This window comes from uncultured Granulicatella sp., from assembly GCF_963516875.1.
Taxonomy (GTDB): Bacteria; Bacillota; Bacilli; order Lactobacillales; family Aerococcaceae; genus Granulicatella.
The window spans coordinates 19629-45134 of record NZ_CAUQCL010000012.1; the positions used below are offsets into that span (position 1 = coordinate 19629).

22 protein-coding genes and 1 tRNA gene are annotated in these 25506 nt (G+C 32.9%); 6 read left to right on the plus strand and 17 right to left on the minus strand.

The genetic code is table 11. The features are described from left to right. Positions 1–7 precede the first annotated feature (7 nt). Positions 8–1360 carry a Trk system potassium transporter TrkA gene (gene trkA, locus RWM24_RS05790; protein WP_314112421.1) on the minus strand — a complete coding sequence of 451 codons (1353 nt, stop codon included), beginning with the start codon at positions 1358–1360 and terminating at the stop codon, positions 8–10. Positions 1361–1490: 130 nt separating this feature from the next. Between trkA and RWM24_RS05795 the strand changes: the two genes are divergently transcribed. After that, entirely contained in the window at positions 1491–1937 is a 447-nt protein-coding gene (locus RWM24_RS05795; protein WP_314112423.1) for a SprT family protein, read from the plus strand. A gap of 63 nt (positions 1938–2000) precedes the next feature. After that, a tRNA-Leu gene (locus RWM24_RS05800) sits at positions 2001–2083 on the plus strand. Between the two features lie 288 nt (positions 2084–2371). Here the strand turns inward: RWM24_RS05800 and RWM24_RS05805 are convergent. From RWM24_RS05805 to gorA, 4 genes are all read right to left on the minus strand, one after another. Beyond that, the gene (locus RWM24_RS05805) at positions 2372–3073 is read right to left on the minus strand and encodes a YjjG family noncanonical pyrimidine nucleotidase (protein WP_314112425.1); all 702 of its coding nucleotides are present in this window, start codon (positions 3071–3073) and stop codon (positions 2372–2374) included. A gap of 188 nt (positions 3074–3261) precedes the next feature. After that, positions 3262–3600, minus strand: coding sequence for a type II toxin-antitoxin system RelE/ParE family toxin (locus tag RWM24_RS05810; RefSeq protein WP_314112427.1), 339 nt, complete (start codon positions 3598–3600; stop codon positions 3262–3264). Next, complete coding sequence (locus RWM24_RS05815) at positions 3593–3886, minus strand: antitoxin (RefSeq protein ID WP_314112429.1); 294 nt, start codon at positions 3884–3886, stop codon at positions 3593–3595. The genes RWM24_RS05810 and RWM24_RS05815 overlap by 8 nt, the downstream gene beginning before the upstream one ends. Positions 3887–4035: 149 nt before the next feature. Further along, positions 4036–5385 (minus strand): glutathione-disulfide reductase, encoded by a 1350-nt coding sequence (gene gorA / locus RWM24_RS05820; protein ID WP_314112431.1) that lies wholly within the window; start codon positions 5383–5385, stop codon positions 4036–4038. A gap of 227 nt (positions 5386–5612) precedes the next feature. On the opposite strand from gorA, the gene RWM24_RS05825 reads away from it, so the two are divergent. Beyond that, entirely contained in the window at positions 5613–6809 is a 1197-nt protein-coding gene (locus tag RWM24_RS05825; protein WP_314112433.1) for an O-antigen ligase, read from the plus strand. 177 nt (positions 6810–6986) lie between these two features. Here the strand turns inward: RWM24_RS05825 and RWM24_RS05830 are convergent, their stop codons facing one another. From RWM24_RS05830 to RWM24_RS05855, 6 genes are all read right to left on the minus strand, one after another. After that, complete coding sequence (locus RWM24_RS05830; protein ID WP_314112435.1) at positions 6987–7874, minus strand: Rpn family recombination-promoting nuclease/putative transposase; 888 nt, start codon at positions 7872–7874, stop codon at positions 6987–6989. A gap of 332 nt (positions 7875–8206) precedes the next feature. Beyond that, on the minus strand, positions 8207–10627 hold the full coding sequence (gene pheT / locus RWM24_RS05835; RefSeq protein ID WP_314112437.1) for a phenylalanine--tRNA ligase subunit beta: 2421 nt from the start codon (positions 10625–10627) through the stop codon (positions 8207–8209). A gap of 12 nt (positions 10628–10639) precedes the next feature. Beyond that, a complete protein-coding gene (pheS, locus tag RWM24_RS05840) occupies positions 10640–11689 on the minus strand; it encodes a phenylalanine--tRNA ligase subunit alpha (RefSeq protein WP_314112439.1) in 1050 nt (349 codons plus the stop codon). 360 nt (positions 11690–12049) lie between these two features. Next, on the minus strand, positions 12050–12259 hold the full coding sequence (locus RWM24_RS05845) for a hypothetical protein (RefSeq protein WP_006702989.1): 210 nt from the start codon (positions 12257–12259) through the stop codon (positions 12050–12052). 8 nt (positions 12260–12267) lie between these two features. Next, a complete protein-coding gene (locus RWM24_RS05850) occupies positions 12268–12807 on the minus strand; it encodes an NUDIX hydrolase (RefSeq protein WP_314112441.1) in 540 nt (179 codons plus the stop codon). Positions 12808–12896: 89 nt separating this feature from the next. Continuing rightward, positions 12897–15137 (minus strand): penicillin-binding protein 2, encoded by a 2241-nt coding sequence (locus RWM24_RS05855; RefSeq protein ID WP_314112443.1) that lies wholly within the window; start codon positions 15135–15137, stop codon positions 12897–12899. 205 nt (positions 15138–15342) lie between these two features. Between RWM24_RS05855 and RWM24_RS05860 the strand changes: the two genes are divergently transcribed. Then, entirely contained in the window at positions 15343–16245 is a 903-nt protein-coding gene (locus RWM24_RS05860) for a TDT family transporter (protein ID WP_314112444.1), read from the plus strand. 54 nt (positions 16246–16299) lie between these two features. Here the strand turns inward: RWM24_RS05860 and RWM24_RS05865 are convergent, their stop codons facing one another. The 4 genes from RWM24_RS05865 to RWM24_RS05880 all read right to left on the minus strand — a co-directional run bounded on the left by RWM24_RS05865 (position 16300) and on the right by RWM24_RS05880 (position 19306). Continuing rightward, positions 16300–16746 (minus strand): hypothetical protein, encoded by a 447-nt coding sequence (locus tag RWM24_RS05865; RefSeq protein ID WP_314112446.1) that lies wholly within the window; start codon positions 16744–16746, stop codon positions 16300–16302. 11 nt (positions 16747–16757) lie between these two features. Beyond that, positions 16758–17276, minus strand: coding sequence for a DUF6115 domain-containing protein (locus tag RWM24_RS05870; RefSeq protein ID WP_314112448.1), 519 nt, complete (start codon positions 17274–17276; stop codon positions 16758–16760). A gap of 140 nt (positions 17277–17416) precedes the next feature. Continuing rightward, entirely contained in the window at positions 17417–18610 is a 1194-nt protein-coding gene (locus RWM24_RS05875) for a toxic anion resistance protein (RefSeq protein ID WP_314112450.1), read from the minus strand. A gap of 12 nt (positions 18611–18622) precedes the next feature. Then, on the minus strand, positions 18623–19306 hold the full coding sequence (locus tag RWM24_RS05880; protein ID WP_314112451.1) for a 5-bromo-4-chloroindolyl phosphate hydrolysis family protein: 684 nt from the start codon (positions 19304–19306) through the stop codon (positions 18623–18625). Between the two features lie 875 nt (positions 19307–20181). Here RWM24_RS05880 and RWM24_RS05885 point away from each other — a divergent pair. Next, on the plus strand, positions 20182–20814 hold the full coding sequence (locus tag RWM24_RS05885) for a thioredoxin family protein (protein ID WP_314112453.1): 633 nt from the start codon (positions 20182–20184) through the stop codon (positions 20812–20814). 505 nt (positions 20815–21319) lie between these two features. Beyond that, the gene (locus tag RWM24_RS05890) at positions 21320–21736 is read left to right on the plus strand and encodes a thioredoxin family protein (protein ID WP_314112455.1); all 417 of its coding nucleotides are present in this window, start codon (positions 21320–21322) and stop codon (positions 21734–21736) included. A 163-nt stretch (positions 21737–21899) separates the two neighbouring features. Here the strand turns inward: RWM24_RS05890 and RWM24_RS05895 are convergent, their stop codons facing one another. After that, positions 21900–24521 carry a YfhO family protein gene (locus RWM24_RS05895; RefSeq protein ID WP_314112456.1) on the minus strand — a complete coding sequence of 874 codons (2622 nt, stop codon included), beginning with the start codon at positions 24519–24521 and terminating at the stop codon, positions 21900–21902. Further along, positions 24514–25455, minus strand: a complete 942-nt coding sequence (pgfS, locus tag RWM24_RS05900; RefSeq protein ID WP_314112458.1) for a glycosyltransferase PgfS — start codon at positions 25453–25455, stop codon at positions 24514–24516. The genes RWM24_RS05895 and pgfS overlap by 8 nt, the downstream gene beginning before the upstream one ends. Positions 25456–25506 lie beyond the last annotated feature (51 nt).

A 25506-nucleotide genomic window follows, 5' to 3' on the forward strand; every position in this document is an offset into this window, starting at 1 on the left:
TCAACTCCTATTCCAAAATATCGATAATATCATCGAAGTTTTTCTGAGTTGTTACGACGATTACTCTATCATGTGGTTCCAATTGGTCATTCCCATCTGGATAAATTAATTTTTCCCCACGAACAATAAAGGCAATTAATAAGTTTGATTTTGTTTTTAATTTTGATAATGGAATGCCACAAACACGACTATTTCTTTCAATACGGAATTGTAATGCTTCTACTTGATTATCCGCTACACGATATAACGCTTCTACATTTGACCCCTTAGTATTGGCACGTGCACGTACAAATTGAACAATTTCATTCGCAACAATTTGTTTTGGTGTAATAATGGATTGAGGATCGACATTTTTTAATACTTTTAAAATACCCGTACGGCTCATTTTAGTAATAACTTTTCGAACTCCACGGTGTTTAGCAAATACAGATAAAATTAAGTTTTCTTCATCAATTCCTGTTAGTGAAACGAAGGCATCATAATTTGTTAACATTTCTTCTTCTAATACATCATGATCTGTTCCATCTGCATGAATGATTGTTGCATTTGGAAATTGTTCACTTAAGAATTTCGCACGTTCTTCATTGACTTCAATCACTTTTGGATGGATTTTAGTCGTTTTTAACATATCTAGTAAGTAGTAAGCAATTTTTCCTCCACCAACAATTAAACTAGAACGGACTTGTTTGGTAATATAATTGGTAATTTTTAAGAATGTAGAAATATCTTCATATGCTCCAGTAATATGGATACGGTCACCTTTTTGAATAAAAGAATCCCCACTTGGAATAAATACTTCCGAATCACGTTGAATCGCACAAACTAAAATAGTTCCGAATCGATTTCTAAAGTCTTTCAAACTTAATCCTATTAATGGTGAGTGTTCCTGAATTTCCAACTCGATTAAACTCACTCGATTGCTAGCAAAACTTTCCACACTTAAAGCAGATGGATATTTAAAAATTTTCAAAATATCTCGAGCAGCCGATAATTCCGGATTAATTAATAATGAAATCCCTAAACTTTCTCGAACAAAATTCAACTGTTGAGAATACTCTGGATTTCGAACACGAGCAACTGTATATTCCGCTCCAATTTTTTTAGCTAAAATGGCAGCAATAATATTGATTTCATCCATCTCTGAAACAGCTAGAAAAATATCTGCACTCGCTACTCCAGCTTCTTGTTGAATATCATAACTAGCGCCATTTCCAACAATACCCATGATATCAAATTTATTCATCATTCTTTCAATAATCAAAGGATTTTTATCAATTAAAACAATATCATTTGTTTCTGAAGTTAGTTCTCGGCAAAGTACTTCACCGACCTTTCCTCCTCCAACAATTACTATTTTCACACATTTTCCTCCATGTCTTTAAAATCGTCCGAGTGTCATTTTACTCTTATAATAGAATTACGTCAATGAATTGCAATAATCTCCTCTCTTATATTACAATGGTTACATTAAAATAAAGGAAGTAATAAAAATGGAAGAAATAGACTTACAACAATTATGCCAAGAAATTTCAAAGGAATACTTTCATAAAACTTTTCAACACCAGATTACGTATAACGGTCGACTAAAATCAAGTGGTGGACGTTATATTTTGAAAACAGGCAATATTGAAATTAATCCTAAAGTTGAAACGATTCTTGGAAAAGAAGTCTTAATCGGCGTTATAAAACATGAATTATGTCATTATCACTTACATCAAGAAGGAAAAGGTTATCGACACCAAGATAGAGATTTTAAAATGCTCTTACGAGAGGTTGAGGGAATCCGTTTTGTAGAACGAATGGAACCTTATCGATACGTTTATTCTTGTAAGTCTTGTGGAGCGACTTTTTATCGTATGAGAAAAATTGATACTAATAAATTTCGTTGTGGTCGTTGTCGTGGTAGTTTAATATTGGATTTTAGTTCTGAAGGATAAAAGTGTTAGCGATTGATAACACTTGCATTCTGAGCTAAACTTTGATACCATTACATACATTAAGCGGTCGTGGCGGAATGGCAGACGCGCTGTCTTGAGGGGGCAGTGGGTGTATACCTGTGCGGGTTCAAGTCCCGCCGGCCGCATAAAATAAAAAAGGGATAAAATCACGTTCTACGGAACCATGGTTTTATCCCTTTTATTTTGATGATTCTATTATAGGAAACATCCTTATGCTACTATAGACAAATCCATTCACATCTTAAACGTCCCTACATGTATGACCGAACCCCAAGGATTCTCATAGTAGCAAAAGTGATAAAATCTGCACTGTAGATTTTATCACAGGAAAAGTTGAGACCTTAGGCTCAACTTTTAGCAATGAGACACCGTTAGGTGGCTGCTTGCGTCCTAATGCTACTATATAGAATCCATTAATAAATAAATTCTTTCAGTTCCGATAAATGCCCAATCTGATACGTTGGCTCTATAGACAACAATTCCTCCGGTTCAGTTGGTCGTTCAGGGGTTTCCATATACCAACAAGTATCCATTCCAATACGACTTGCCCCATAAATATCCGCCTTAAAACTATCTCCAATCATTAAGGCATTCTCAATCGTCATTCCTTCTGTTTGATCTACTACAGCTTCAAAAAACTCTTTACTAGGCTTACGATATCCCACCACTTCAGAAATAAATAACTTTTCAAAAAAGTTTTCTAATCCAGCTATTTTCAAACGTAGTAATTGAGTTTCTTCAATTCCATTTGTAGCTGCAACCATGACAAAGTCTTTCTTTAATTCATGAATAATGTCTAATGCATCTGGCATCATCGTATTTGCTTCTGCTAAATAGTGACGGAATTTTTTCTCACAAACACTTCCATCTACCTGAATTCCATAATGTGCAAACCAACGAACAAATCTTTCTTCATTCAAATAAGTTTGAGAAATTTCTCCTTGTTCGTATTGTTCCCATAAACCTTTATTCATTGTACGGTAAACTTCTAAAACTTCTGGAGTAAACTCTAATCCATCTTCTTGGCAAATACGAGATAAAGCATAGTCTTCTGCTCCCCAAAAATCAAAAATTGTATTATCTAAATCAAAAATTAAATATTCGTATTTTTTCACTTCTTTTCCTCCTAAAATCTTATGACAGTTTATCATACACTCTGTGGTTTCATTCTTCAACTAATATCATTTCAACAAAATAAGGTCACTTTTCCTATTTAAAGTATTTCAAACTATTTTAAGAGCATGTCAAAATAACATGCTCCTATCATTTAAAATTTATTTTGTTGTCCCATAAAGAATTAATTCTACTTATTGAATAATTTAGCCCAATTTTGTTTGGAACTTAAAATTCTGGAAATATATACTTCATTTTTCTCAATATAATAAAAAGCAACATAATGCTCAATTGGCATATATCGATAACGTTTTCCATCATCTGTTAATTCGCCATAACCACGACTCGATACTAAAGGACAAATTTCTGGAAAAGTTTCTAACATTTCTAGTGCCGTTAGAATGAGATCAATCTTACTATCAGCAGATTGTTGGCTATAAAAATTTAACACAATATACTCGTGAATTCCTCTCAAATCTTTTTTAGCTTGATCTGTAAAAGAAATATGATAAGATTTATAATTATCCAAGTCCAAATTCCTTTCTCACGTCTGCTAAAGATGTTAACTTATCTTGCTCAATTTCTTGATGACCAATCAGTATTTCCTTTTTCAAATCTTCAAAAGCAACTTGATATTGTGTCTCCTGCAAATCACTAGTTACAAACTCTTGGGGATCAATTACACCCGTTGCAATTTTACGAAGTGCTGCATTGAAAACATCTGATAAGGATATCTTTTCATCTGCTAAAATTTCTTTTGTTTGTTGATAAAAAGCCACATCCGCTCTAAAATTAACAGGTTGAGTACTCGCCATATAAATCACCTCTTTGTAAATACGTTTCGTAAATACATTTTATCATATTTTATTCTTACACTCAATTCCTTTATTCTTCAACTAATATCATGTCAACAAAAAAGGATACCTTTGCCGAAACAAAAGCATCCTTATCTTTCAAATTCTCATTATCTCATTGTTACAAATTCTTCTGAAGCTGTTGGGTGGATTGCTACTGTCGCATCAAAATCTGCTTTTGTAGCTCCCATTTTAAGCGCAACTGCGAACCCTTGAATCATTTCATCAACGCCTTCACCAATTCCGTGTAAGCCAATAATTTTTTCTTCATCACCTAATGTAATTAATTTTAATTTTGTCATTTGACGGTGAACTGTAATGGCTGAATACATTCCTGCAAAGTTTGATTCATATACTTTAATATTTTCAGCACCATATTTTGCTTCCGCTTGTTCTTGACTTAAACCAATAGATCCAATCGCTGGATGAGAGAATACAACTGTTGGAATTAATTCATAATCCATTTTGATATCTGTTTTACCATTAAATAAACGTTCTGATAAAGTTCTACCTGCTTTAACCGCTACTGGTGTTAATTCTTTTTCACCAGAAACATCCCCTAGTGCATAAATACCAGGTGTTGTTGTATTTTGATATTCATCTACTTGAATAAATCCACGTTCATTCAAGGCAACTCCTGCTGCTTCTAAATTTAATTGGCTAACATTCGCTTTACGTCCAACTGCCCAAATAACTTTTTGACTTGTATGAGTTGTACCATCTTCAAAATGAATTTGAATATCGCCATTGTCTAATTTTTCTAATTTTTTAGGAACTTTATGTGTATGTAATGGTTGACCATTTTTCTTCATTTCTTCAACTAACACTTCAACAATGCCTTGGTCAAATCCTCTTAACGGACCACCTTTACGAACGAATAAATCCGTTTTTACTCCTAATCCATGTAGAACTCCTGCTAATTCAACTGCGATATACCCTGCACCAATAATCGATACAGATTCTGGTAACTCTTCCCATGCAAATACATCATCAGAAGTTCCCCCAAGTTCACTACCTGGAACATTTGGAATAAAAGCATATGAACCAGTCGCAATCACAATGTGTTTTGCACGAATGTGTTCTCCATTAACTTCTACTGTATTTTTATCTACGAAACGAGCATATCCTTCAATATAGTCTACTCCATTTCGATTAAAGTTATTTGAAAATGCTTGACGTGAACGTTCAATATAAGCTTGACGATTTTTTCTTAATTTTTTGAAATCAAATGAAGTTTCTCCAATTGTATATCCATAATCTGATGCATAATTTTTAAGTGTTTCTGAAACCAATGCTCCATACCACATTACCTTTTTAGGAACACACCCAACGTTTACACAAGTTCCTCCAATGATATTTCCTTCAATAACGGCTGCTTTTGCTCCATGCATGGCTGCACGATTCATTGTAGCACTACCGCCACTTCCTCCACCAATTGCAATAATATCGTATTCTCTCATCTTTGTTCCCTCTTTCGTTTTATTTAAAATATCTATACGATTTAATTTACAATTATCATATCATTATCATCAGTTTTTTGTCTTCTATGTTGCTCACGTGCCTATGTTTTTATGAGAAAAGTTATAATCTGCTAAAAAATCTTCCCCATTTCAATGAAAAATGGTAAAATGAGTCAGATATCATACCATTCATTTGAGAGTATTCTCATTTTAAGAAAGGAATTATTATGAAACTAATGTATATCCTTGATAAAATCAAGCGATTCCCAAACCAAGATTTGGCACTCTATTTAATGATTGTCAGCATCTTCTTGCCGTTTTACTTGTTTTTATCATTGTTCTTGTTTTATTTTATTCTGTTAATTTTCACAGGAAAAATGAAACATATTTTAAGACAACTACTGAATTATCCAGTGTTATTAACGTTTATTGCCTATAGCACAATTATCTCAGCAGTTAGTGGAAATTTACTAGGCGTTGCAGCTTCCATTTTATTTTTATGGTTTGCCATATTCTTTGTTTATTACCAGAAACGGATTAATCAAGACTTTTTCCACATTGTATTACAGACGATATTATTAGGAAGTATATTTGCAGCGCTATTTGCCTTTTTAGAACATTTTGAAATTGTTCATAAATTTAACTACGCATTTTTAGCACCAAATATGCAAGTCTGGCATCAAAATCGTGCTGAGGTTACATTCTTTAATCCAAATTATTACGGAATCATTTGTTGTTTCTGTATTATGATTGGTTTTTACCTTTTCACAACGACCAAAAATTGGAAATGGAAAGTCATCTGTATTATCGCTTGCTTTATTAATTTATTCGGTTTGAACTTTACTCAAAATAGAACAGCTTTCCCAGCAATTATTTGTGGAGCTATTATCTATTTATTTACAACGATTAAAAGTTCTCGAGCATTTTGGCTAAGTGTTGGCGTGTTTATTATTGGGCTATTCTTCCTATTTTCAAATGATATTGGAGTTCGAATGGGAACATTAGATTCGTCCATGGATGAACGTATTTCCATTTGGAATGCAGGATTTACACTTTTCAAACAAAATCCATTTTTCGGTGAAGGGCCATTAACGTATATGCATAGCTATCAACGAATTGGTGCTATTTATCATGAACATGCACATAGTATTTATATTGATACGATTTTAAGTTATGGATATATTGGGACTTTATTATTAGCGATTGCTAGTATCAAACCTATTCGTAGTTTGATTGAAATGAGTCGTCAACCTCAAAAACGTCCAATTGTTGGATTATATGTTTCATTTTTAGTCGTTGTTGCGGTTCACGGAATTTTCGACTTAGCACTATTCTGGATTCAATCAGCATTTATCTTCCTAGTTGTAATGTGCAGCATTCCAATGTGGGAAAGAAACGAAACGATTGACATACCGCATGAATAAAGAACTTTTCTTAATAGCAAACACAAAAAAATCCAGATAAAACTGGATTTTTTGTTTAGGAAAATTCGAGACCTAAACTCGAATTTTAGCCATGAGACTCGCTTTGCGAGGCTGCTGGCGTCCTTGCTATTCAGGAAAAGTTCTTTTATTCTGTAGCGTATTAACAACTTTTTATTTTTAAGACAAGTACGCAGTTAATTCTGATTCTGAAATATTTAACTGCTGAGCCCCATTTTCAATAGACAAAAGACCGTTCTTTATTAAACCGACAATGGTTGTGATGGCACCTTCTTCTCTACCTTCCATTCTTGCTAGTTGTTTTTCTTCTGCGACATACTCTAAATGTGCATAGTAGCCATCTAATTTTCTTGTTCGATCATCATACATCGTTTGTTCCTCCTCCGTCCAGCCAGTTCGATTCATAATCATGTCAGCTGTTTCTAAAATTGTCTCAGGATTTTGTGTATAAGGTTTGTTCCCAAAAAACTCAATCCATCGAACTTTCCTATAGTGTTTTATTTTAGTTGGATCATATTTATCTAATTCTAAAAATGCCATACGCATTAAGTTACGTTTTTCTTTGATTCCTTTAAAATATACTTTTAATTCTTCGTAGGATTCATCATCTCTTAAGCTAAATGAATGATACATACGATCATCTTCAAAATATCGTTCCTGTGTAATCGCAATGGCATATACTGGAATCATTTCTTTTGCGAGATGATAGGTTTGCGTACCATCTTTTTTATGCATATTCATATTTTTAGAAACTTGTTCACATAAATATAAACACAAACGCTTAATAAAGTCAATCTGTAAAGCTACTTGAATTTCAATAATAATTTGTGTGTGATCATCTAGTTCAGCCAACACGTCAATATGTGTTGAATAAGGAAATTCATCCAAATAAAACTCGTGTATCTGGGTACTTTCTAAAATTTTCACATGTTCTACAGGCAAATCAAATATATCACGTATAAATTGTGCTGTAATTTCCGTATTGCTAAATATCTTCTTTGCCATTAAATCCATCATTGGTCTTGCACCTTCAATTCTCTCTTTCATATAATTTCATCCTCTCTCTATTGTTTGGAAGTATCTTCCAGTGGCATTCACTAGAAATTACACTTCACTTATATATACGAAAAAAATGATGAAAAATATTTTTATATTTAAAGAAATTTAAAGATCTAACCAAGGAAAGTTTTTTTATTTTAAAGTTACAAGCGGAAGAATAAAAGAATTTTCTTCGTAGTAAAAGCAAAAAAAACCAGAAAATTCTGACTTTTTTTGTAGGGAAAATTCGAGACCGAGGCTCGAATTTTAGCCATGAGACTCGCAAAGCGAGGCTGCTGGCGACCTTACTAACAAAGAAAATTCTTTTATTCCGTAGCGACTTATCGAATGGTTACATCCTCTAATGCAACTAAGGCTGTTTGGATACGATCCATTGCTTGTTTAATTTCTTCCTCTTGTAAAGTAGCTTCTTTATTTAAGAAACGAATAGAATAAGCTAATGATTGGTAACCTTCTTGTACATGCTCTCCTTTATATACATCAAATAAAGTAACTGATTGTACATATTGACCAGCCTGTTCTTTAATGACTGCTTCTAATGTTGCATGCGCCATTGTTACAGGAACTAATAACGCAATATCACGTGTCATTGATGGGAATTTTGGTACAGCTTGAATCACACGTTCTTGTAATCCTTCTGCTAATAAAGGTTCCACTAATAATTCAAATACAAATGTATCTGATAAATCTAATTCTTTTTGAATCACTGGATGAATTTTCCCAATAAATCCAACTAACTCTTCACCTAAATAAATATAAGCTGTTTGCCCTGGATGTAATTGCCCAATCGCATCTGTTGCAACAAAACGAATACGATCACTACAGTTCAATTCTGCAAAGTAAGCTTCTAATACTCCTTTTAATGCGAAGAAATCAACAGGTTGTGCTGGTGATTGCCATGAAGCATGATCCCATTCTCCAGTCACAGCAGCTCCAATCACTTCTCTTTCTTGGAAATCTTCAGAACCATTTTTGCCAATGGAGAATACTTTCCCTACTTCGAATAAACGAACATTTTGTTGTGAACGAGCGACATTATATTGTAATGCTTCCAATAAACTTGGTAACATTGACTGTCTTAATTCACTTCTTTCTTCACTCATCGGTAAGTCTAAACGAATACTTGGTCTTTCTTCTACTGTAAACCAATGAGATTTTTCAGGAGTTGTTAATGCATAAGAGTACGCTTGAGATAAGCCTGCTCCTTGCATAAATTGACGAGTCCAACGAACAAAACGTTGTTTCTCAGTTAATCCACCTTGTGTACTTGCAGTTGTTGGTAATGTTGAAGGAATTTTATCATATCCATAAATACGTCCTACTTCTTCCACTAAATCTGCTTCAATCGAAATATCAAATCTCCATGCAGGAACTGTAACATGGAATACTCCTTGTTCTTCAACTGTTGGATAAGCTAATTGTTTAAATACTTGTAATACTTCTTCAGTTGTAAGTCTAGTTCCTAAAACATGATTTAAGCGTTCTAGTGAAATAGAAACAACTGGTAACTCTAATGTTAGTGATTGCACAGAAGCTACTCCATCAACTACTTCACCATCGCCTAATTCAGCAATTAATGCTGCAGCTCTCTTACCAGCTTGTAAAATTGTCGCTTTATTAATTCCTTTTTCAAAACGGCTACTTGATTCACTTCTTAAATTATGTTTTTGAGAAGCTAAACGAATCGATTTTGGCTCAAATAATGCTGATTCTAATGCAACAGTCGTTGTAGTTTCAATAATTTCTGAATCTAATCCACCCATTACACCAGCTAAGGCAACTGGTTTTTCTCCATCTGTAATAACAATTTCATTACTTAATGTACGTTCAACACCATCTAATGTTACTAATGTTTCTCCATCTTTTGCACGACGAACATGAATTTGTTTTGAATTTAAACGATCATAGTCAAATGCATGTAGCGGTTGTCCATATTCCATTAAAACATAGTTTGTAACGTCGACGATGTTATTAATTGGACGAACACCTGCAGCGATTAATCGATTTTGCATCCATTGTGGGCTTGGTTTTACAGTAACATTTTTAATAATTTGTAAGTGATAAGCTGGAGCATCTACTTCATCTTCAACTGATACTGTCATCCATGGATTTAATGAAGACGAATCACCTTCTAAAAATTCATCTGGTGTTAATGTATTTTCTAAATTATAAATTGCACCAATTTCATGAACAGAACCTCTCATACTTAAAGCATCTGCACGGTTTGCTGTAATGTCTAATTCCACAATCGCACTATCTAATGCTAAGGCTTTAACAGCATCCATTCCAACTTCAATAGCATCATCTTCAAATACATAAATGCCTTGTTCATATTCTTTTGGTACTAATGAAGAAGGTAATCCTAACTCTTGAAGAGAACAAATCATCCCTTGAGATTCTACTCCTCTTAATTTTCCACGTTTAATTTTATGACCACCAGCAATACGTGCTCCATGAGTTGCCACAATAATTTTTTGCCCTTTAGCAATATTTGGCGCACCACAAACAATTTGTAATGGTTCTTCCTCAGCAACATCTACTGTAACTACATGAAGATGATCTGAATCTGGATGATCTACCACTTCTAATGCACGACCTACAACTAATCCACTTAGTCCTTCTCCTGGAACAGATACACTATCTACTTCAATCCCAGTACGTGACATTTTTTCTCCTAATTCTTGAGGAGTAATTGAACTTAAATCTAAATATTCATTTAACCATTCATACGATAATTTCATATTCTCTTCTCCTTACTTCGTAAATTGATTTAAGAAACGAACATCATTCGTATAAAGTGAACGAATATCTTCGATTCCATATTTCAACATTGCAATACGGTCTTGTCCTAATCCAAAGGCAAATCCACCATAAACGCTTGAATCCACTCCAGCAGCTTCTAATACATTCGGGTGAACCATTCCAGAACCTAAAATTTCAATCCAACCTGTTCCTTTACAAATCGAACAACCTTGTCCACCACATTTGAAACAGCTAATATCTACTTCTAAAGAAGGCTCCGTAAATGGGAAGTAACTTGGACGTAGGCGAACTTCACGCTCTTGACCAAATAATTCTTTGGCAAATGCAGCTAATGTTCCTTTTAAGTCAGCCATTGTAATATGTTTATCAATTACTAATCCTTCGATTTGATAGAATTGATGTGAGTGAGTCGCATCATCATTATCACGTCTAAATACACGCCCTGGACTAATCATTTTTAATGGTCCTTTAGAAAAATCATGTTTTTCCATTGTTCTTGCTTGAACTGGTGAAGTTTGCGTACGTAATAAATACTCAGGTGTAATATAAAATGTATCTTGCATATCACGAGCAGGATGATCTTTTGGTAAGTTCATCATTTCGAAGTTATAGTGATCTGATTCTACTTCTGGCCCTTCTACTACTTGGTATCCTAATCCAATGAAGAAATCTTCCACTTCATCACTAACGTGACTTAATACGTGTTTTGTACCCACAGTCATTGGACGACCTGGCATAGTAACATCGATTGTTTCTTTACGTAAAGATTCTACTAATGCTTTTGCTTCTAAGTCTGCTTTAATACTAGAAATTTTTTCTTCAATCACACTACGTAATTCATTCGCTAACGCTCCTACTTGTGGACGTTCTTCAGGAACGATATTTTTAATATTTTTTAAAACTTCCGTAATAGGTCCTTTTTTTCCTAATTGTTGCACACGAATTTGTTCAACTTCTTTTAAAGTTTGAACGGTTTCTAATGCAGCTAATACATCTTGACGAATCGCATCAAATTGTTGTTTCATTTCTGCTAAATTCATTTTGTTTCCTCCTATAAATCATTTTAATAAACAAAAAGTCCCTTACAATTCCTAAAAATTGTAAGGGACGAACTTTATCGCGGTACCACCCTCATTCCTGCATTGCAGGCACTCGGCGTTATTAACGGTAACGAACCGATCCATTATTCATCTTATCGAATTCCAATGGCAACTTCGGAAGTGAAAAGTTGTAGATTTTCATGAAAGGCTTTCAGTCGCTGACCTTTCTCCCTAATAATGAAATTTTCTATAACCCTTTTCCATCAATGTCTTTAAATATATGTGTTATTTTATCAAAGCTCTTATGAATTGTCTAGCCTTAAATCATGTTCTAAATTAGAATCTAATATTTCCATCATTTTATAAGAAGATTTGAACTCCGATTGCTACAATAATCAGTACAATCATCGCAATCATCCAAATCGTTAAAAAGCGATTATATCTTTCTAAAAAAGGCTTTTTAGGAACTGGTGAATCATTCCATTCAATCTCTTCACTATTTTGAGACCTTTTTTGCTCTACTACATGTTCTCTCAAAGCTTTTCGTGTTAATAATGGTTCTTTCGACATATTTTCTCCTATTGATGCAATGCTGCATATTGAACAGCAATAATCGTTTTTGCATCAGTAATTTCTCCGTTATGGATTTTTTGAATCAGTTCTTCCACTGGAATCCACTCAATTGAAACAAATTCATCTTCATCTAATGGTGCAGCATTCTCTAAATGATGAATTCCCTTTGCTTCATACAAATGAATCTTTTCATTACAATATCCAGGAGTTGGTACTAAATCAACTACTTTTTTCCATTCATTTGCACTTAATTGCGCTTCTTCTTCTAACTCTCTTTTTGCGGCTTCTAATGGGCTTTCTCCATCGTGGTCTAATTTACCTGCTGGAATTTCTAATGTATGAGCTTCAATAGCTTTGCGATATTGACGTACTAATAAAATCTTTCCCACATGAACAACAAGAACTGCTACTGCTCCATTATGTAAAACAATATCTCTCGTTGATTGTTTACCATTTGGAAGAGATACTACATGGTGTTCAACTGTAAAAATACCACCTTGGTATTTCACTTCTTTTTGTACGGTTACTTCTGTAAAATCATTCATAAATAAGCCTCCTTAATACTATTATATCTTGTCTATTCAATTTAGCAATAAAAAAAGGCTTTTGAAAATTCAAAAGTCCTTTTTTACCATTATTGTCCTTGTCTTCTTACTGGAGCTACAGGAACAGTCGTATTTTGTTGTTGTCGTACTGTTGCAGCTTGAGTATTTTGTTGGACTTGTGCATTCGCTGCTTGTTGTGCTGGACGATTTCCTGCTTGAGTATTTGTTTGTCCATTAGCAGTTGTAGAATTTGTTGATGAAGTTGAACTTTCTTGGTGGAAGTATGCATCATACACTTGTTTTGTAATTCCAGCTGCAAAGTCTCCAGGAATTCCATTTGAAAAATATGGTGCAACTACTGATACAACAATTTCAGGATTATCAGAAGGAGCATAAGAAGCAAATGTAGAGTTCTCTACTTCCTTTTGTTTAAATTGTGGTAATGGTCCATCGTAGAACGCTTCTACTGTACCTGTTTTACCAGAAACAGAAGGCGTATAATTTCTAAATGTATAAGCTGAAGTTCCGTTTGCTCCATGCGTTACACGATATAATCCCTCTTTAATATGATCAATTAATCCTGCTTCTACTTGGAGAGAATTCATAATTTTTGTTGGAACAACTGTCTCTAAATCACCAATTCCTCCATCTTTACCTGTTGAATGAATTTCTTTTACTAAACGAGGTGCAATACGTGTTCCTCCATTGGCAATAGTAGCCATATATTGAGCTAATTGTAATGGCGTATATAAGTCAAACTGACCGAACGCAAAGTCCAGTGCAGAGAAGGCAGCACCTGTACCACCATTATATCCTTTTCCTTCATTAGGTAAGTCAATTCCTGTACGAACCCCTAAACCAAATTGGGCATAATACTCACGTAATTTATCAAATACGTTAAGATTAATATTTAATTTTCCACCTTTTTTATACTCATATTGTCCACCCATTCTCATGGCTAACTTAATCATATAAACGTTAGAAGAACGCTCAATCGCATCTAAATCTGTTACAGGAATACTACCATTACGGTTGAATACAGAACTTTTCGGTTTAGAAGCTTCAAACTCAATTGGTTCATCGACAATCGTATTATCTTCTCTTGTAATAACTCCATCCATATATCCAGAAATAACTGTTGCCGCTTTTACAGCTGACCCCATCCCAAAGGCACCATTAATAGCTCCTAAGGCATCATCTTCAATTCCAGTTACTTGATAATTTTCATTATATTTTTTCTTTTTACCAGTAATTCCTAAAACATCTCCGGATTTTGGATTCATTGCAACAACATACACTCGGTCTGCAGTGGCATCTGATAATCCTTCTACAGCTTTAGTAACAATATCTTCCAATTTCTTTTGAAAATCCGTATCAATTGTCATCACTAAATTGGTACCAGCTTTTCCACCATAACGTTCTTCGTGGTTAACCACTTCTCCACGATTATTCGTTTGGCTTTGAACCACTGTTTTTGTTCCACTTAAAACTGATTCATATTGTTCTTCTAAATAACTTGTACCTACACGATCATTTAATGAATACCCTAGAGTTAATAAAGAACTCACTCTATCAGAAGGTAAACCTGTTGTTTCAGAAGATACAGAACCTAGAATTGTCTTCAACATATCTCCCATTGGGTATTCACGATCCCAATCTGAATCAATGTCAATCCCTTTTAACTCTCCAAGACGTTCACTAATACGAGCAACTTCTTGTTCTGTTACAGAATCATTTTTAATCGTAACGGTTGATAAGGCATAGGCACTATTCATCTTCGTAAAAATAGCAATTGCTTGTTTTTCACTATCAGAATAATTGATTTGTTCTTCTGTAATATGATCTAACTGCATCTCATAAGTCTTACTATTCGATAAGCCTTCTTTGGATGCTTTCTTTTTCTCTTCTGCTGTTAATAGCTTACTAGCTTCCTCCGGATGAGTTGCAAACCAATAATCTTTTAAATCTCTCTCTCTTAATTTACTAGTATCTACTGTAATAAACTCCGTTAATTTTTTAGCGGTTTCCAACATACTTGCTGTTGTAGCATCTGACGAACGTGTATAGTTCACTGCTAATTTTGGTTTATTTCCTACTAAAACTTTTCCTTTACTATCATAAATAGAACCCCTTGGAACTGCTTTTTTTGCAGTAGAAGTTTCTGTACGTTTCACTAAGGCGATGAAATCATCCCCTTTGACTAATTGAACATACGCTAATCGTCCGATTAATGCCATAAAAGAAAAAAACACAATAAAAAATAATAAATTTAATCGAAATGGAATATGTGATTTTTTCTTTATAGGACGATTTTTTCTTTTGTTAATCATGTATTCACATCCATCTTTTAATATTTACTGCTCCATTATAGCATAATTTAGAATTGGTTTAATAATAAATCTATCAGATTTTAAAATAATTTAACGAAATAAAATGGATTTTTAATCACTCTCTTTTTAAGAAAGTTACAAATTTAAATGTTCCTGCATTCTATTTTGTGATATACTTTTCATAAAAAGTTTATTGGAGGATGTTATGAAAAAGTTACCTTTAGCCTTTTCTGGTTGCCTTCTTGGGTTAGCTGGCGCTGGAAATCTTATCTCAGACACCTTGCCTGAATTATCCCATGTATTTAGTGTACTCGGATTAGGATTATGGATTATCTTCTTAATCTCTCACTTAGTAGATTGGCAAAACACTGCAAAAGAATTAAAGAAACTACCTGTTTTATCTGGAATGGCTACTTTCCCTATGGCAGGAATGATTTTAGCTACTTATTTATTGCGTACAATTCCAAGTGTGCCTCTCTTCGCACAAGTTCTATGGTGGTTCTCATTCCTATTAGATATTGGACTAATTACTTATTTTACGATTCTATTATTGAAATCTAAAGAAAAAATTTACGCTACTCCATCTTGGACAGTATTATATGTCGGTATCGCAGTAGCAGCGCTCACTTATCCTGTTGTAGGAATCATTGAAGTTGCATATGCAACAATTATTTTTGGCTTTATCTTAACGTTTTATTTATATCCACGTATTTATCTAGATTTGAAGAAAAAGCCACTTCCAAATGAATTATTAGGACAAGAAGGAATTTATTGTGCTCCATTTTCATTGCTACTAGCTTCACTCGTACGTGTAGGGGGACATCAATTATTAACATACTCTATCATCATGATGATTATCTCATCTCAAATATTTTTCTTTTTAGTCTTAAGTCGCTTACCACACATTTTAAAACAAGGATTTCAACCCGCATTTTCAGCTTTAACATTCCCAACCATTGTTACAGCAACTTCCCTAAAAATGGCGCAAGGAATCCTCCAACATTCACTATTGAATGTATTCGTTAAGATTGAAACACTTATTAGCTTAACGATTTTAATTTTTGTCTTATTTAGTTATCTAATCTGGATGAAAAAATCATCATCTTAAAACAAGAAAAGAGGTAAACACTATTTTCAAGTGTCTACCTCTTATTTTTATTAATTAACGTAAAGCTCCTAATGTACGAGCAATTTCTTCAAAACTACTATTTGGTTGAATTTCAAATGTTCCTGCCAAAATATTTTCTGCAATATTATTTTCTAATAAATAATCTACAAATGCTTTCGAATCAGTGATTACTCCCGCTTCTTTTAATTTACGAGCAACATCACTTGAAACTTCACCACTTTCAACTGTAATAGAAATAGGCTTATCCGCAACTTTTGCAGTTTCTTTTGTCGTTGACTCCGTTGTTTTGGCAGCCACTGTTGTAGCTACTGTTGTTTCTTCGGTTGTTTTAACAGTGTCTGTTACTAATGGTAAATGAACACTATCTAAATGACTTTTTAAAGAATCTGGAACAAATGGCCAAGCTACAGTTGTTAAAGCTAAAATAATAGCTGATAAAAGAAACGCAACACCTAAAGAGCGAAATTTTGTTTTACTCATATTACCCCTCCTTAATGTGAATCCGATTCAAAATAGCTATCAATCACTAATTGAACTGTAGAAACTGGAACATTTAATTGTTCAGCAATTTCTTCATATGAACCACCATGACTAAATAGAGTCAAGATATGTTTACGAGTGATACTATGTAACTCTTCTTCCTCTTCTTCGTGTTGTGAAAAAGTTGGTTCAGTAAATGTTGGTGTTGGTTCAAATACTGGTTGAACTTCCTCTTCTTTTTCTTCAAATCTTGGAGTGAAAGTTGGTTCTGGCTCAACGACTGGTTGTGGAATAAATGTAAATTCTGGTTCAGGTTGAGGAGTATGCTCAACAGGAGCACGATAAATAGGTGTTCCTTCCAACTCTTGAATTTTTTTCTTTAAAGAATACACTTCTCGATTTAATTCTAATAAGCCTTCACTTAATTCATCTAATTCATCTTCATATTGATTGTCTTTTAAGAACAATGAAATGAATAAGAAAAATACTGCTAAAGCTAATAATGCTACTACTACGATCCAAACGTGCATTTTCTCACCTCATTAAAAATTTATTTACCTCTATTGTAATTAATGTTGGAAAAAATCGCAAGTTTATTTTATTACAAGCAGATTACATCTTTACTACTGAATCATAATTTAGCTTGAAACTCTAGAAAATATCTACCTTATTAATCTTGATGAATTTGTTTTTCTTTATGACTTAACACTAATAATTTTTGTCTTAAATCTTCTTCCATGTTCGTTAATTCAACTTCAGCTTTTCTTCTTCTTGCTCTACCTTCTTGTTGAATCTTCAATGTTTCTTCTAATGTTTCAATTAAATCTTTTTGAGTTTTTTGTAATGTTTCTAAATCAATAATCCCTCGTTCATTTTCACGAGCTGTTTCAATCGTAGAAATTTTCAACATTTCTGAATTTTTTTGAATTAATTGATTTGTTGTTTCTGAAACTTGTCTTTGTGCCGTTACAGCATCTTTTTGACGTAATAATGTCATCGCAATTGCAATTTGGTTTTTCCATAATGGAATCGTTGTTGTAATTGATGATTGAATTTTTTCAGCTAATGCTTGGTTTGTATTTTGAATTAAACGAATTTGTGGTGCTTGTTGAATCGTCATTTGTCTTGTTAATTTCAAGTCATGATTTCTTTTCTCTAGGCGGTCTAAAAATTGTTCTAAGTCATTGACGACTTGGACATCCATTTGGTCGCCTGTTACACGTGCTTTTTCTAAAGCTTCCGGAATTAATGTTTCTTGTAATTCTGCTAATTTTAATTCTCCAGCCGCAATATAAATATTTAAAGCATCAAAGAAATCTTTATTCCGTTGATATAATTGTTCCAATGATAAATTGTCGTTTAATAATCCATTTTTTTCATGGTCTAAACGAATCGCAATTTTATCGACTTGTGAGCCTACTTCTTGATATTTGGCTTGCATTTCATAAATGCTCTTCTTAATTTTTCCAAAGAATTTTTGGAAGAATCCTTGGTTTTCAGCTACTAAATCATTTGGGTCTGTTTCATTTAAACGCTCCATTAAGTCGTTTAAAATATCCCCAATTTCTCCAGTATCTTTTGCTTGTACATGAGAAAGCATTTGGTGAGAAAATTCCCCTAATTGTTTTTGAGCTGCAGCTCCGTAACTAATAATCGCTTGTAAATTTTTTTCATCAATTTGTTTGGCTAATGCACGAGCTTGTTCTTGATGTTTTTCATCCAATGTATCGATTAATTTCTTTGGACTTGCTTCTGTTTGTGTTGCTGGAAAATCGTGAGACACTTCTGATAATGGTGTTACACTCACTTGTTCCCCGAATGGATTTTGAATTAAATCTTCTACTGTTGAAGTTTTATCTGTCATCTATATTTCCTCCTAAAAGTCTTCAAACTCTTCTTTTTGAGATTGTTTTTGAAGATGTTCTCTTTCTAAATTTAAATCACTAAAATCTTGTGCTTGGAATTTTTGATAATCTGCTTCCACTTGAAGACAACAATCATCTAATAATTCCATTGTTTGATCTAACACTTGATAAGTTTCTTGAGTTTTAGAAATATGTTTTTCAATTTCAATATATTTTCCCATAATTTCTTCTAAACCTGGTAAATACGTATTTAAAAACTTATCAACGGCATGTAAGCGTTCCGGATGTTGCACAATTTCTTTAAAGTAATCTTTTAAAATTGTTAATAGTTGGTAACGATTGGCAATGGCTTCGATTTTATTGTTTTGTTTTGTATAAGCTTCGATTTGTTGAATTTGAGTTTTTGCTCGATTCATTTTTTCTCTAAAGAAGACAACATCACTTTCTGATAGACCTGCCTTTTCATAAATCTCTTGTTGCTTCTCTGATGGGCCTTGGAATTCTTTTTCCTTGTGTAAGTATTTTTTAAAATTTGGTGGATTCATTTCTTTGCGGAATAGTACATAGAAAAATATTCCATAACATAATAAAAGAAATAAAAACATTTCTGCAGAACTATGCATTCTTACAAAAACTCTTGAACTGACTGCCACAAAGAAAAATAGCTTAATAGCTTGAATAATATGTTTCTTCATAAGACTTCTCCTTTATTAACTCTCTTAGGGAAATTATAGCATATTCTCGTCCTACGACAATGGGACAAAAGTATGATTTCGTAATTTCTCTAAATAAATACTATAGAAAAAATTTTGTAGCTTGCAAAGGACACCAGCAGCTTCGCAAAGGCGAATCTCATGACTAGTACAAAATTTTTTCTATAGTATTTTTTATCGTTAGTAAACAATTTTCTGAAATCTTTCATTAAAACCGCTTTCAAATGATTAAATTTATAGTATAATGAACGTATAAAATAGTAAAGGAGTTGGTTTTAATGTGTAAGATTAAGTCTTTGACGAAAGATGATAAATTGTTTTCAATCCTTCTTGTTTTCAATTTACTATTGTCTTATTTTACTGGATATTCATTTCTGTGGATGCTCTATGAATTTTTCGTAGCAACAGGGATTTATTATTTATGTTTTAAATCGTCTCTAAGTGAAAAGTTTTCTAAAGTAACAAAAGCTTTTATAGGTTTCTGCCTTATTGCTCTTTTAATCGCTCCACCATTATTTATTTTTAAAAATAACGCTTGGATTTACCGAACAAGTGAATCTATTGAACAAACAATTTTTAACCGCCTATAAGTAAATATTAAAGAAAAAAATTTTGTAGCTTGCAAAGGACGCCAGTAGCCCCTTACGGGTCTCTTGGCTAAAATTTGAGCCTTGGTCTCAAATTTTCCTCTAATAAAATCTGATAAAACAGATTTTATTACTGCTAGTACAAAATTTTTTTCTTTAATATTTTTATCGTTAGTAAACAATTTTCTGTAACCTTACACTAAAACCGCTTTCAAAAAAATAAATTTATAGTATAATGTAAGTATAAAATAATAAAAGGAGTTGGTTTTAATGTGTAAGATTAAGGCTTTGACGAAAGATGATAAATTATTTTCAATCCTTCTTATTTGTTTTTTGCTATTTCATTATTTTATTAGTGGACATTCCTTACTTTGGATTCTCTATGAATTTGTCATAGCAACAGGAGCTTACTATTTAGTATCTAAATCACCTCTAAGTGATAAATTTTCTACTCTAACGAAGAACATAATAGGTGTTTGCTTAATGTTTCTTTTAATCGCTCCACCATTATTTATTTTTAAAAATAATTCTTGGATTTACCGAACAACTGAATATGTACAAGCCACACGTCATTTTGTTGAACTAGATAATACAAGAATTCAAGAAAATATGAAGGATCTAAAGAGACAACTTCGTTTTGTTTATGTTGGACGGGAAACTTGTTCTTATTGTAGGGAATTTGCTCCAAAATTAAAACAAGCCGCTAAAGAGACAAATAGTACCATTTACTATATTGATACGGAAAATAAGACAGATGAATTAGCAAAGTTTGCAGAACAATATCATATTGATTCTATCCCTACTTTATTAGTTTTTAAAGATGGTCAATTACAAGATACTTTATCAAACAGTAGCGATATCAGCCTAAACGACCTCAAAGAATTTTTAACCGCCTATAAGTAAATATTAAAGAAAAAGATTTTGTAGCTAGCAAAGGACGCCAGCAGCTTCGCAAAGCGAATCTCATGGCTAAAATTTGAGCCTTGGTCTCAAATTTCCCTCTAATAAAATCTGATATATCAGATTTTATTACTGCTAGTACAAAATTTTTTTCTTTAATATTTTTTCTCGTTACTAAACTATTTTTCGCTTAATAATATTTTCACCAAACATAAGAAACCTCTTTCAAAAATTAAAAAAAGTGCTATACTTTAATCATAAATTAGTAAAGGGTGTGGGGGAAATGTCTAAGATTAAATTTTTTACAAAGGGAGATTGTATATTCTTAATTATTCTTTTATGCTACATGATATTTAGTTATTTTGTTAGTGAGTTTTCAATTCTATGGCTCTCTTTTCAATACATTGTATCATCAGGATATTATTTTCTATTCATAAAAGATTATTTTTTTAAACCTTTGAGCCCACGAAAAAGATTTATAGTATCCTTCATTGCTCTGTTTTTCATGATGTCTATCATTAATCCTCGTGTTTACGTTTCAAATGACAATACTTTGGTATATCGTTCCAGTGAATATGTGCAAGCAACACGTCATTTTGTACAATTAGACAATTCGACTATTCAGAATGAAATGGATACTCAAAAGAAACAGATTCGTTTTATTTATGTTGGACGTGAAACTTGTCCGTATTGTAGGGAATTTGCTCCAAAATTAAGAAAAGCTGCAAGAAGTATTAATGCTACAATTTATTATATTGATACGGAAAATAAGACGGATGAATTAGCGAAGTTTGCAGAACAATATCATATTGATTCTATTCCTACTTTATTAGTCTTTAAAGATGGTCAATTACAAGATACTTTATCAAACAGTAGCGATATCAGCCTAAACGACCTCAAAGAATTTTTTAAGAGTCGCAAATAAAGAAAAGACTTATATTAGTAGCATACGTAAAAGAAGCCACAACGATTTGTGGCTTCTTTTACTGGAAACTTTGAGACCTAGGCTCAAAGTTTAGCCATGAGATTCGCTTTACGAAGCTGCTGGCGTCCATTGCTACATATATTAAAGTCTTATTCCAAAAATATTAAATCCACTTCTTGTAAATCAAACCAAGTAATACAATAAATGATACGATAGAAATTCCTACTCCTATCTTCCATCCTTCAGGTATGAAACTTAATTCAATTGTATGTTCCCCGTTCGTAATCGCAAAACCTAGTAGACTATTCCAAATCTTTCTTGTTTCAACGACTTTTCCATCAACTTTTACATTCCATCCTTTATCATATGGAATTGAAGTAAACATGACACTACTATCATCTGTAATTGTAACGGTTCCTTGAATATGAGAATTGTCCCAATGAGTCAGTTTCAATGCTTGACTTTGACGTTCTTGGATAAAACGATTGGAAACAGCACGATTTGATTTTGCTAATCGAACTCCACTAAAAGAATAATCTTCATCCGTGTTCACTTCGATTTTAAGTTCAATTGGCTTATCCATTGATTGCGAAGCAATATTGACGAATTGAGTCGCTTGATAATTATTCAAGAAATGATATTCTTCTCCATTCAGAAAAATTCGAATAAGATTTGTATCCGTTCTTGAAAAACGTGTTGGTAGCGTAACCCAATATTCTTCATTTGTTTGTGGCGTTAAATGATAGGTGATACTAGCTGGTTTAGTTGCATCAATTCTACGATATGTTTCTGTTCGATCGGTTGCTTGAAAATTATCCGTCGTAATATCATTTGCTGCTAACATTTCCAAGTATTTCTCTTGTTCTCCTAATTGTGCCATTGTAATTTTATTGTATGTTTGAATCGGTTGATTCATTCTTAATTCTAGTGAAGCTAATTTTTCATTCACTCCGAATGCTATCGGAAGAGTTTGTGGAATTTGAAATACTTCTGTACGCTCTTCTTCGTAAACAACTGGCGTGTTTTCTGTTAAATCTAAACGAGTTACATAGTTTCCAAATACATACATTTTACTTGTATCTGGATAATCCTTCGTGTAGACGGGCTTAGGTGTCATCCAATATTTCAAACTAAATAATGCATCACTTAAAGGTGTTCCATAATAATAAGTCGTCGCATTAATACCGGTATTACCTAATTGTTCAAATAAATCTCTTGTTGAATTTTCCAAATTAGAACTAAAAACAGACATTCCTGGATAATCCGCCATAAATGGATCATTTTTACTTAAATGGAAACTTCCTTGAATACGATAAAATTCCTTATCATTTGGTCGAATTGGAGCTACTGCTGTTTGTAATTGTTTCACTGCATCTTGATATTTATACGCATCTGTATAACCTACTCTCGATTGGACAATCGTTGCATTCATCATTAATTCAATCGCTGTGACTGCTGCCAAAAATGCCCATCTTTTATTGATTTGAGGCCATACTAAAATCGATAACATCACAAATATTAATGCCATTGTCGCAATTTTTTGTGGAACAATTAGGAAAGAATATTGTCTACTCATTACGATAGCAAAAATTCCTAATGTCGCTCCTGCAATAACAATGGACGGTTTCCAATGTAATTGGTCGACTTCTCGTAATGCTAAATACGCTAAATAAACGAAGAAAAATGCCATAATCCAAGAGAAACGATAGAAAAATCCTGCCGGATTTTGTCCCATATGCCATAATTTACTTGTAAATTCATGAACACAAGATAGGATAAAAACAATTAAGACACCTAAAGAAGCCATTTTTTCTCTTTTTTGAATGTTAGAACTTAAGAAATAATAAACTGTTCCTATCATTCCTAGCGTTCCCACATAAATATTCGGTAAATTTGGGCCTGCTGGCCAAGAAGAATTATCAAATGCTCCTAAAAATAATTTAGAAAAAATATCAAAAGGATCAATTTGTAATTTCCATTCAAATAATAATTTACTTTCAAGTCCACCTTTAGTAGAAACTAAGCTCATCAAAATTGGAACAATAATAAAGGCTACTAAACCAACTGCCAAAATAGAATATAAGCCTAGTTGAAGCAATTGAATAAACCCTTGTTTAAACGTTCTATCTTTTGATTTGAATAAATAAAACAATGCATAGATGACTACAAAAATACAAATCATATATCCCATGTAAAAATGCAGTAATAAAGCTAAAGCTAACAATAGGATATAGCGTTTGGCACCTGTTCTATCCAAAACTTCTTCTACACCCATTAATACAAGTGGTAACATAATCATCCCATCATAAAAAATAGGATTCATTTGATAACTAACATTAAAACCATTCAAAGCATATAAACTTCCAAAAAGGGGTAGAAATTCAGGATTTTTGTCTAAACCATTATATCGCTTCACAAAAAAATGTGTCCAAGTAAGCCCCATTACTCCATATCGAAGACCAATGGTTAACATTACAGCCCATTGAAAATTCTGTTCTGAAAAGAAGAAATACAATACATTAAACGGACTAATTAAATTAAATCCCCAAATGCCCAGCATTCCTCCACCAATGGATTTTGAAAAGGAATAGAAAAAGCTATTCCAATCCCCGTTTAAGAAGAAATGTTTCAAATAAGCATATAGACCAATATATTGCGCATTAAAATCTACTGCCATTAGTGATTTTGCACCAAATGGGAAAAATCCATTAATAATCCACGAAACAAGCATAATGCCAATTGGTAGGAAGAAGCTCGCTAAGTAAACAATTTTCTTTTTACTCATCTTTCTCCTCCTCAAAATTTGTTTGATCCACTAAATAGTGAGGACGTTTTTTAACTTCATAATAAATTTTCCCAATATATTCTCCTAATACTCCAATCGAGATTAACTGAATTCCTCCTAGTAAGACAACTGTAAAAATCGTTGTGAAATATCCACTTACTAAAGAAGTTGGATCAATGAGATATTTAATGAACATCCACACAATATAGAGCACAGATAATAATAAACACCCTAATCCTAAATTAATACACGCACGTAACGGCTTGTCATTAAACGATAAAATCCCTTGAATGGCATAATTCCATGAGAATTTTAACGAATATTTTGTTTCTCCAATTTCTCGAACATGGTTTTCATATTCAATGACTTTTTCCTTGAAACCAATCCATGAAAATAGCCCTTTTGAAAAGCGGTTATATTCATTCAATGATAAAATTGCTCGTACTGCTTTTCTACTAAATAAGCGAAATTCAGAAATCCCATCCGTTAATGGTGTATCCATTAATCGGTTCGCTAATTTATAAAAACGATTCGCTAGAAAAGTACGAAATTGACTTTCACCTGTTCTAGTTCTACGACCACTCACTACATCGTACCCTTCACGGTAAGCTTCAATCATTTCAGGAACAAGTGCCGGCGGATGTTGTAAATCTCCATCCATTAATATCACTGCTTCACCGGTTGCATATTGTAATCCAGCAATTGTTCCCGCTTCTTTTCCAAAATTACGACTAAAGCTTAAATAACGAACTCTTTCATCTCTCTCAGCAATTTCTAATATTTTTTCAAAAGTTTTATCTTTACTACCATCATCAATTAAAATTATTTCAAAATCTTCTTTTGTTTGTTGATTTAATACATGAACTAATTCACTGTACATTTTTTCAATCATTCTTTCCTCATTATAAAAAGGAATCACCACAGATATTTTCATACTTTCTCCTCGCTAACTATTCTCTCCTCGTTATCATACCATGTTTTAATT

What these genes read in the sequence shown, in the direction of transcription:
- RWM24_RS05825 (WP_314112433.1), top strand. Translation starts at nt 5,613, where the DNA reads ATGAAACTAATGTATATCCTTGATAAAATCAAGCGATTCCCAAACCAA.
- RWM24_RS05885 (WP_314112453.1), top strand. Translation starts at nt 20,182, where the DNA reads ATGTGTAAGATTAAGGCTTTGACGAAAGATGATAAATTATTTTCAATC.
- gorA (WP_314112431.1), bottom strand. Translation starts at nt 5,385, where the DNA reads ATGAGAGAATACGATATTATTGCAATTGGTGGAGGAAGTGGCGGTAGT.
- pgfS (WP_314112458.1), bottom strand. Translation starts at nt 25,455, where the DNA reads ATGAAAATATCTGTGGTGATTCCTTTTTATAATGAGGAAAGAATGATT.
- RWM24_RS05850 (WP_314112441.1), bottom strand. Translation starts at nt 12,807, where the DNA reads ATGAATGATTTTACAGAAGTAACCGTACAAAAAGAAGTGAAATACCAA.
- pheT (WP_314112437.1), bottom strand. Translation starts at nt 10,627, where the DNA reads ATGAAATTATCGTATGAATGGTTAAATGAATATTTAGATTTAAGTTCA.
- pheS (WP_314112439.1), bottom strand. Translation starts at nt 11,689, where the DNA reads ATGAATTTAGCAGAAATGAAACAACAATTTGATGCGATTCGTCAAGAT.
- RWM24_RS05855 (WP_314112443.1), bottom strand. Translation starts at nt 15,137, where the DNA reads ATGATTAACAAAAGAAAAAATCGTCCTATAAAGAAAAAATCACATATT.
- RWM24_RS05845 (WP_006702989.1), bottom strand. Translation starts at nt 12,259, where the DNA reads ATGTCGAAAGAACCATTATTAACACGAAAAGCTTTGAGAGAACATGTA.
- RWM24_RS05890 (WP_314112455.1), top strand. Translation starts at nt 21,320, where the DNA reads ATGTCTATCATTAATCCTCGTGTTTACGTTTCAAATGACAATACTTTG.
- RWM24_RS05880 (WP_314112451.1), bottom strand. Translation starts at nt 19,306, where the DNA reads ATGAAGAAACATATTATTCAAGCTATTAAGCTATTTTTCTTTGTGGCA.
- RWM24_RS05795 (WP_314112423.1), top strand. Translation starts at nt 1,491, where the DNA reads ATGGAAGAAATAGACTTACAACAATTATGCCAAGAAATTTCAAAGGAA.
- RWM24_RS05830 (WP_314112435.1), bottom strand. Translation starts at nt 7,874, where the DNA reads ATGAAAGAGAGAATTGAAGGTGCAAGACCAATGATGGATTTAATGGCA.
- RWM24_RS05860 (WP_314112444.1), top strand. Translation starts at nt 15,343, where the DNA reads ATGAAAAAGTTACCTTTAGCCTTTTCTGGTTGCCTTCTTGGGTTAGCT.
- RWM24_RS05815 (WP_314112429.1), bottom strand. Translation starts at nt 3,886, where the DNA reads ATGGCGAGTACTCAACCTGTTAATTTTAGAGCGGATGTGGCTTTTTAT.
- RWM24_RS05870 (WP_314112448.1), bottom strand. Translation starts at nt 17,276, where the DNA reads ATGCACGTTTGGATCGTAGTAGTAGCATTATTAGCTTTAGCAGTATTT.
- RWM24_RS05865 (WP_314112446.1), bottom strand. Translation starts at nt 16,746, where the DNA reads ATGAGTAAAACAAAATTTCGCTCTTTAGGTGTTGCGTTTCTTTTATCA.
- RWM24_RS05875 (WP_314112450.1), bottom strand. Translation starts at nt 18,610, where the DNA reads ATGACAGATAAAACTTCAACAGTAGAAGATTTAATTCAAAATCCATTC.
- RWM24_RS05895 (WP_314112456.1), bottom strand. Translation starts at nt 24,521, where the DNA reads ATGAGTAAAAAGAAAATTGTTTACTTAGCGAGCTTCTTCCTACCAATT.